Source organism: Achromobacter sp. D7-1, from assembly GCF_059760445.1.
Window position 1 is genome coordinate 36,058 of sequence record NZ_JCBAMT010000063.1, and the last position, 6,844, is coordinate 42,901.

Annotated in this window: 8 protein-coding genes; 6 read left to right on the plus strand and 2 right to left on the minus strand. The window is 66.7% G+C overall.

Annotated elements, in window-relative coordinates:
• Nucleotides 1-134: 134 nt before the first annotated feature.
• Together hpaE and hpaD are read left to right on the plus strand one after the other, a co-directional pair.
• Entirely contained in the window at nucleotides 135-1,601 is a 1,467-nt protein-coding gene (hpaE, locus tag AC6LKD_RS23290; RefSeq protein ID WP_498117594.1) for a 5-carboxymethyl-2-hydroxymuconate semialdehyde dehydrogenase, read from the plus strand.
• Between the two features lie 38 nt (nucleotides 1,602-1,639).
• Nucleotides 1,640-2,491 (plus strand): 3,4-dihydroxyphenylacetate 2,3-dioxygenase, encoded by an 852-nt coding sequence (gene hpaD, locus AC6LKD_RS23295; RefSeq protein WP_498117595.1) that lies wholly within the window; start codon nucleotides 1,640-1,642, stop codon nucleotides 2,489-2,491.
• Here hpaD and hpaR read toward each other — a convergent pair whose 3' ends face one another.
• Nucleotides 2,492-2,956, minus strand: coding sequence for a homoprotocatechuate degradation operon regulator HpaR (gene hpaR / locus AC6LKD_RS23300; protein WP_013394799.1), 465 nt, complete (start codon nucleotides 2,954-2,956; stop codon nucleotides 2,492-2,494). It abuts the gene before it with no gap.
• 96 nt (nucleotides 2,957-3,052) lie between these two features.
• Nucleotides 3,053-3,667 (minus strand): hypothetical protein, encoded by a 615-nt coding sequence (locus AC6LKD_RS23305; RefSeq protein ID WP_013394798.1) that lies wholly within the window; start codon nucleotides 3,665-3,667, stop codon nucleotides 3,053-3,055.
• A 142-nt stretch (nucleotides 3,668-3,809) separates the two neighbouring features.
• On the opposite strand from AC6LKD_RS23305, the gene AC6LKD_RS23310 reads away from it, so the two are divergent.
• From AC6LKD_RS23310 to AC6LKD_RS23325, 4 genes are all read left to right on the plus strand, one after another.
• Nucleotides 3,810-3,992 carry a hypothetical protein gene (locus AC6LKD_RS23310; protein WP_498117597.1) on the plus strand — a complete coding sequence of 61 codons (183 nt, stop codon included), beginning with the start codon at nucleotides 3,810-3,812 and terminating at the stop codon, nucleotides 3,990-3,992.
• A gap of 89 nt (nucleotides 3,993-4,081) precedes the next feature.
• Nucleotides 4,082-5,443: a DNA repair protein RadA gene (gene radA / locus AC6LKD_RS23315; RefSeq protein ID WP_424242203.1), complete on the plus strand. Its 1,362-nt coding sequence runs from the start codon at nucleotides 4,082-4,084 to the stop codon at nucleotides 5,441-5,443.
• Nucleotides 5,444-5,536: 93 nt separating this feature from the next.
• Nucleotides 5,537-6,316, plus strand: a complete 780-nt coding sequence (locus tag AC6LKD_RS23320; RefSeq protein ID WP_498117598.1) for a sulfite exporter TauE/SafE family protein — start codon at nucleotides 5,537-5,539, stop codon at nucleotides 6,314-6,316.
• A gap of 162 nt (nucleotides 6,317-6,478) precedes the next feature.
• Complete coding sequence (locus AC6LKD_RS23325; protein ID WP_013394795.1) at nucleotides 6,479-6,718, plus strand: hypothetical protein; 240 nt, start codon at nucleotides 6,479-6,481, stop codon at nucleotides 6,716-6,718.
• Nucleotides 6,719-6,844 lie beyond the last annotated feature (126 nt).

Consider the following 6,844-nt stretch of genomic DNA (forward strand, 5'->3'; position numbering starts at 1 on the left):
CGCCAGAAGGTTTCGGCGCTTGGCATCGCCTGGGGCTTTCCCGGCGTTGACAGCATCGTCCGGCAAGCATAACGTTAACGTGTTAATAAAATTTGCGCCGGCCGATCCGGCGCAGTCGGGACGAGGAGCCGCGCGTGAGCATCAAGCACTGGATCAATGGCAAGCAGGTCGACAGCAGCGACCGTTTCATCACCAGCAACCCGGCCACGGGCGAGGCGATCGCCGAGGTGGCCGCCGGCGGGCAGGCCGAAATCGACGCGGCCGTCGCGGCCGCGGCCGAGGCCTTTCCCAAGTGGGCCAACACGCCTGCCAAGGAACGCGCCCGCCTGATGCGCAAGTTGGGCGAACTGATAGACCAGAACGTGCCGCAGTTGGCGGAACTGGAAACCCGCGACACCGGTCTGCCGATTTCACAGACCCGCAAGCAACTGATCCCGCGCGCCTCGGAAAACTTCAATTTCTTCGCCGAGGTCTGCACGCGCATGAACGGCCACACCTACCCGGTGGACGATCAGATGCTGAACTACACGCTGTACCAGCCGGTGGGCGTGTGCGCGCTGGTGTCGCCCTGGAACGTGCCGTTCATGACGGCCACGTGGAAGACCGCGCCGTGCCTGGCGCTGGGCAATACCGCCGTGCTGAAGATGTCCGAACTCTCGCCGCTGACGGCGGACCAGCTGGGCATGCTGGCGTTGGAGGCCGGTATTCCGGCCGGCGTGCTGAACGTGGTGCAGGGCTACGGCGCCACCGCCGGCGACGCGCTGGTGCGCCATCCCGGCGTGCGCGCGATCTCGTTCACGGGCGGCACCGTGACCGGCAAGAAGATCCTGGCCAGCGCGGGCGGCGTCAAGAAGTACTCGATGGAGCTGGGCGGCAAATCGCCGGTGCTGATCTTCGACGATGCCGACGTGGAACGGGCGCTGGACGCGGCGCTCTTCACCATCTTCTCGCTCAATGGCGAACGCTGCACCGCGGGCTCGCGCATCTTCATCCAGCAGACCATCTACGACGAGTTCGTGCGCAGGTTCGCCGAACGCGCGCGGCGCCTCGCGGTAGGCGACCCGACCGATGACAATACCCATGTGGGCGCGATGATCACGCGCCAGCACTGGGAAAAGGTCACGGGCTACATCCGCCTGGCCGAGCAGGAGGGGGCACGCATACTCGCGGGCGGCGCGGACCGGCCCGCCGGCTTGCCGGCCCATCTGGCGGGCGGCAATTTCGTCAGCCCCACGGTGCTGGCCGACGTCGACAACCGCATGCGATGTGCGCAGGAAGAGATCTTCGGCCCGGTCGCCTGCCTGTTGCCGTTCAAGGACGAGGCCGAGGGCCTGGCGCTGGCCAACGACGTGAAGTATGGCCTTGCGTCCTACATCTGGACCAGCGACATCGGCCGCGCGCACCGCCTGGCCCGCGGCATCGAAGCCGGCATGGTATTCATCAACAGCCAGAACGTGCGCGACCTGCGACAGCCCTTCGGCGGCACCAAGGAATCCGGCACCGGACGCGAAGGCGGCGAATACAGTTACGAGGTCTTTGCCGAGATCAAGAACGTGTGCGTGTCCATGGGCAGCCACCACATCCCCAGATGGGGCGTCTGAGCCCGGTCCGGACTGACAAGAACGAGGAGACTAGCATCATGGGCAAGCTCGCGCTGGCGGCCAAGGTAACGCATGTGCCGTCCATGTATCTTTCGGAATTGCCTGGCAAGCACCAGGGCTGCAGGGAGGCCGCGATCCAGGGACACCGCCTCATCGGCCAGCGTTGCCGCGACCTGGAAGTGGACAGCATCGTGGTGCTGGACGTGCACTGGCTGGTCAACGGCGGCTATCACGTGAACTGCAACAGCGGCTTCAAGGGCCGCTACACCAGCAACGAGCTGCCGCATTTCATCAAGGACATGGATTACGCCTACCGCGGCAATCCTCAGCTGGGGCGCCGCATCGCCGAATGCGCCAACGCCGCGGGCGTGGGCACGCGTTCGCATGAAATCGACAGCCTGGAACTGGAGTACGGCACCCTGGTGCCCATGCGCTACATGAACGGCGACGGACACTTCAACGTGGTATCGGTCGCCGCCTGGTGCGCCTGGCACTCGCTGGACGACAGCCGGCGCTTCGGCGCCGCGCTGCGCCAGGCCATCGAGGCCAGCGACAGCCGCGTGGCGGTGCTGGCCAGCGGTTCGCTATCGCATCGCTTCAACGACAACGGCAGCCCCGAGGCCGCCATGCACCAGATCAGCCGCGAGTTCTTCCGGCAGGTGGACTTGCGCGTGGTGGAATTGTGGCGCCAGGGGGACTGGAAAACCTTCTGCGCCATGCTGCCCGAATACGCCGACCTGTGCGTGGGCGAGGGCGGCATGCACGATACCGCGATGCTGCTGGGCCTCTTGGGCTGGGACGGCTACGACCAGCCGGTGGAGATCGTGACGGACTACTTCGCCAGTTCCGGCACCGGGCAGATCAACGCGATCTTCCCCGTGCCGGCCTGATCATTCTTCCTCGGAGGCGCGCGGGTCGGCGGGCTCGCGCTTGATCAGTTCAACCATGGTGTCGACGTCGCGGTACAGGCGGTCCAGCAATTCCTTGCCTATCCTGGCCTCGATCTCCTGGTATTTCGCATCCACTTGCGGCCGCATGCGGTCGATGAGCTTGTTGCTCTTGGGCGTCAGCGAAATTTCCTGGCGGCGCTGGTCGGCGCTGGAACGCGCGCGCTTGATCAGGCCCTGTTCCTGCATGCCCGCCAGCATGCGGGTGAGGCTGGGGCTGAGGATCTGGCAGGTGCGGGCGATCTGGTTGGGTTCCATGGAGCCCACCTCGCTCAGCGTGCGCAGGACCCGCCATTGCTGTTCGGTGACGCCTGCGGCGTGCAGGATGGGGCGGAAATGCGCCATCAAGGTTTCGCGCGCGTAGAGCAGCAGATGGGGCAGATTGCGGTGGTGGAAGCTCGGACTCATGGCGGCTATGTTAGCAAGAAGCCGAGCTGCGCCGGTTGATATCGGACATGCGCGCCCATCGGCCGCGCAAAGCGCGGCGCCGATGGGCAGCGGCGGTCAGGACGGGATCTGCTGAGCCAGTTCCTGCAGGTCGTCGGGCAGCTCCAGATCGGGGGCTGCCTGCTGCAATTCGCGCAGCGCCTGTATGGCCTCTTGCGGCTGTTCCTCGCGCACCAGCGCCCGGATATGGGTCACGCGGGCTTCGATGTCCTGGTCGCTGAGGGCAGGCGTTTCCGGCGCGGCAGGTTCGGCGGCCGGCTGTTCCGCGGCGGCGGCTTCCTGGGCCGGGGCGGCTTGCGGCGCGGCTTCCTGCGGTGGCGCGGCCACGCGCTCGGTGACGGGCGCGGTCTGTTCGGCGGGCGCTTCCGCCGGCGTGGAAAGCAGGGCGGGCGAACGTTCCGAGCTTGTCCCTATTTCGTGCGGAGCGATGACCGGCGTGTTTTGCTCAGTAAAGTCCTGGGCTTCGCGCATTTCGGTCCAGGCGAACAGGCCGAAGACCATGGCGGCGCAGGCGGCTGCGCCCCAGGCCGGGTGCCAGCTATGGCCGGGATGCCAGCTGCGGCGCACCGCGGCGTCCAGTTCGGGACTGGCCGCGGGGCCATGCCTACGGTACAAGGCGCGCAGCTCCCGTTCATCGTCTTCGTCGAAAGGGGGGCGGTAGGTAATGCTCATGCGCGTACTCCTCGCGCATACGCCTGGTGGCAAGGCGCATCCGCGTTTGACCTCTACGCACGCCGCGCCGGTGGTCCGGCGGTCTCGTCGTGGCTCGGGTCCTGTTCCGGTTTAGGCGGCTTCCTGGAAAGCCGCAGGGTGATTGCGCCGCGATTCCCGCATCCGCGCCCTGGGGAGTACGGTTGCAGGTATGCCGCCCTGGGCCGGACGGTTCGTCAATGCGCTGCACTTGATGATTATGCGCGATCTGGAGAAATCCGCCAGAGAATTTCTTGAGTTTGCATCATGTAACTTCAGCTTGTCCCTGTTTTTGAAAGCAGAATGACAGATAGGCGCACCGTCATGGTGCGCGCCGGGACAAATGCGCGCGCCTGACGCGCGCCGCGGCCCCGGCTTGCCGGTACACTTTCGCGCATGGCCAAATCCCGAACCGTATACGTGTGCTCCGATTGCGGCGGCACCACCCCGAAGTGGCAGGGCAAATGCCCGCATTGCAACGCCTGGAACACACTGGAAGAAACCGTGGAGTCGTCGGCGCCCGCCGCCGCCTCGCACCGTTATGCGCCGCTGGCGGCCGCCAGCCCGGTACGCAGCCTGTCTGAAATCGAAGCCCGCGAAACGCCGCGCCAGCCCACCGGACTGGAAGAGTTCGACCGCGTGTTGGGCGGCGGCCTGGTGGCCGGCGCCGTGGTGCTGATCGGCGGCGATCCGGGCATAGGCAAGTCGACCCTGCTGTTACAGGCGCTGGCCTCGCTGTCGGAAGTCACCAATGTGCTGTACGTCACGGGCGAGGAATCCGCCGAGCAGGTGGCGCTGCGCGCGCGCCGCCTGGGCCTGCAGACCGGCAACGTCAACCTGCTGGCCGAGATCCGGCTGGAGTCGATCCAGGCGGCGGTGTCCGAGCAGAAGCCCACTGTCGCCGTGATCGACTCGATCCAGACGCTGTACAGCGGCGAACTGAGCGCGGCGCCGGGTTCGGTCTCGCAGGTGCGCGAATGCGCGGCGCAGCTCACGCGCCTGGCCAAGCAGACGGGCATCGCCATCGTCATGATCGGCCACGTCACCAAGGACGGCGCGCTGGCCGGGCCGCGGGTGTTGGAGCACATCGTCGACACCGTGCTGTATTTCGAGGGCGACACGCATTCCTCGTTCCGTCTGGTGCGGGCCTTCAAGAACCGCTTCGGCGCGGTCAATGAACTGGGCGTCTTCGCCATGACGGACCGCGGGTTGCGCGGCGTGGCCAATCCGTCGGCGCTGTTCCTGTCGCAACATGAGCAGCAGGTCGCGGGTTCCTGCGTCATGGCCACGCAGGAAGGCACGCGCCCGCTGCTGGTGGAGATCCAGGCGCTGGTGGACAGCTCGCACGCGCCCAACCCGCGCCGGCTCACGGTCGGCCTGGAGGGCAACCGCCTGGCGATGCTGTTGGCGGTGCTGCACCGGCACGCCGGCGTGTCCACTTTCGACCAGGACGTCTTCGTCAACGCCGTGGGCGGCGTGCGCATCACCGAGCCTGCGGCCGACCTGCCGGTGCTGCTGGCCATCATGTCTTCGCTGCGCGACAAGCCGCTGCCGCGCGGCCTGATCGCCTTCGGCGAAGTCGGGCTGGCGGGCGAGATCCGGCCCGCGCCGCGCGGACAGGAGCGGCTGCGCGAAGCCGCCAAGCTGGGCTTTTCGATCGCCCTGATCCCCAAGGCCAATGCGCCGCGCCAGCCCATCGAAGGGCTGGAGATCTGGGCGGTGGACCGGCTGGACGCCGCGCTGGACAAGTTGCGCTGACGCCGGCGCCGGCGCATGCCGGCCGCCTGCGCAGATTGGTATCGGTAATTTGATAGCCCGGCCTGCCACAGGCCGGGCCTGCTGGAGCAAGACGTGAGTCTGTTAGTTATCGCCGCGTGCCTGGCCGCGGGCGGCCTGATCGGTTTCATGGGCGGCGTGCTGGGCATCGGCGGCGGCCTGATCGCAATTCCCGCGCTGGTGCTGTTGATGGGCATGTCGCAGCAATTGGCGCAGGGCACGGCGCTTATCATGGTCCTGCCCACCATCATGATGGCGGTGCGCAAATACAACCAGCAGACCCGCATCGACAAGCGCGTGGCGCTGGCGGGCGCCGCCGGCGCCGTGGTGTTCACCTGGGTCGGCGCGCAGCTGGCGCTGGGCATAGACTCCGCCATCCTGCGCCGCAGCTTCGCCGTGTTCCTGTTCTTCATCGCGCTGTTCTATGTCTGGCAGACCTGGCGCGCCTCGCGTCCCGCCGCGGCGCGCAAGCCGGCGGCCACGGGCACGGCGCGCGTCTTCACGCCGCGCCGCGCCAGCGTGCTGGGCATGCTGTGCGGTACGCTGGGCGGCTTCTTCGGCGTGGGCGGCGCGGTGTTGGCCGTGCCCATCATCACCACCGTGTTCCGGCTGCCGCAGACCACTGCGCAGGCGCTTGCGCTGAGCATGGTGATACCGGGCTCCTTTATCGCCTTGATCACCTATTCCTGGGCAGGGCAGGCCGATTGGCTGGTGGGCGCGCCGTTGGCGCTGGGCAGCCTGCTGTTCGTGCCCGTCGGCGTGAAGCTTGCGTACCGGCTGCCTGAACGCAAGCTGAGAGCCTGCTTCGCGCTGATGCTGTTCGCCACCGTGGCGCTGCTGGCCTTCGAGAGCTGAACCGTCCGCGCCATATTTCGAAGCGTTAGCGACCGCAATTTTCTGGTTCCGCGCTGAACCTTCTGGATGGGTCCCGTTCAAACGGGAACGGGTAAAGCGGCGATGTTGCCGCCCCGTGTCGAAAAAAGGATCCCGGTCCTTTTACATTCAGGAGTTCATGAAATGACGACTCACTCCCGTATTGCTGCGTTCCTATCCACCTCGGCCTTGTGCCTCGGTCTTGCCGCCGCGCCTACAGCGTTTGCGGCGGGCGCCGATGCCACGTCCAAGACGGGTGAAACCAAGACCCAGGCGCAGCACAAGCATCACAAGTCCGACAAGACCTCCGCCAAACCGGCGGCGGGCAAGTCGGGAGGGGCCGCGAAGACGGAGCATTCCGGCGTCGCGACGCCGGCGAAGTAATCGCGACGGGCCTTGCGGCCTGATAGTTCCTTTGCGTAAACGACTTCCGATTCCCGCGGGGGCCGGAAAGTCGAAAGCCTCTCGGTATGGGCGCCGAGAGGCTTTTTCATGGGCGCGCCGCGGCCG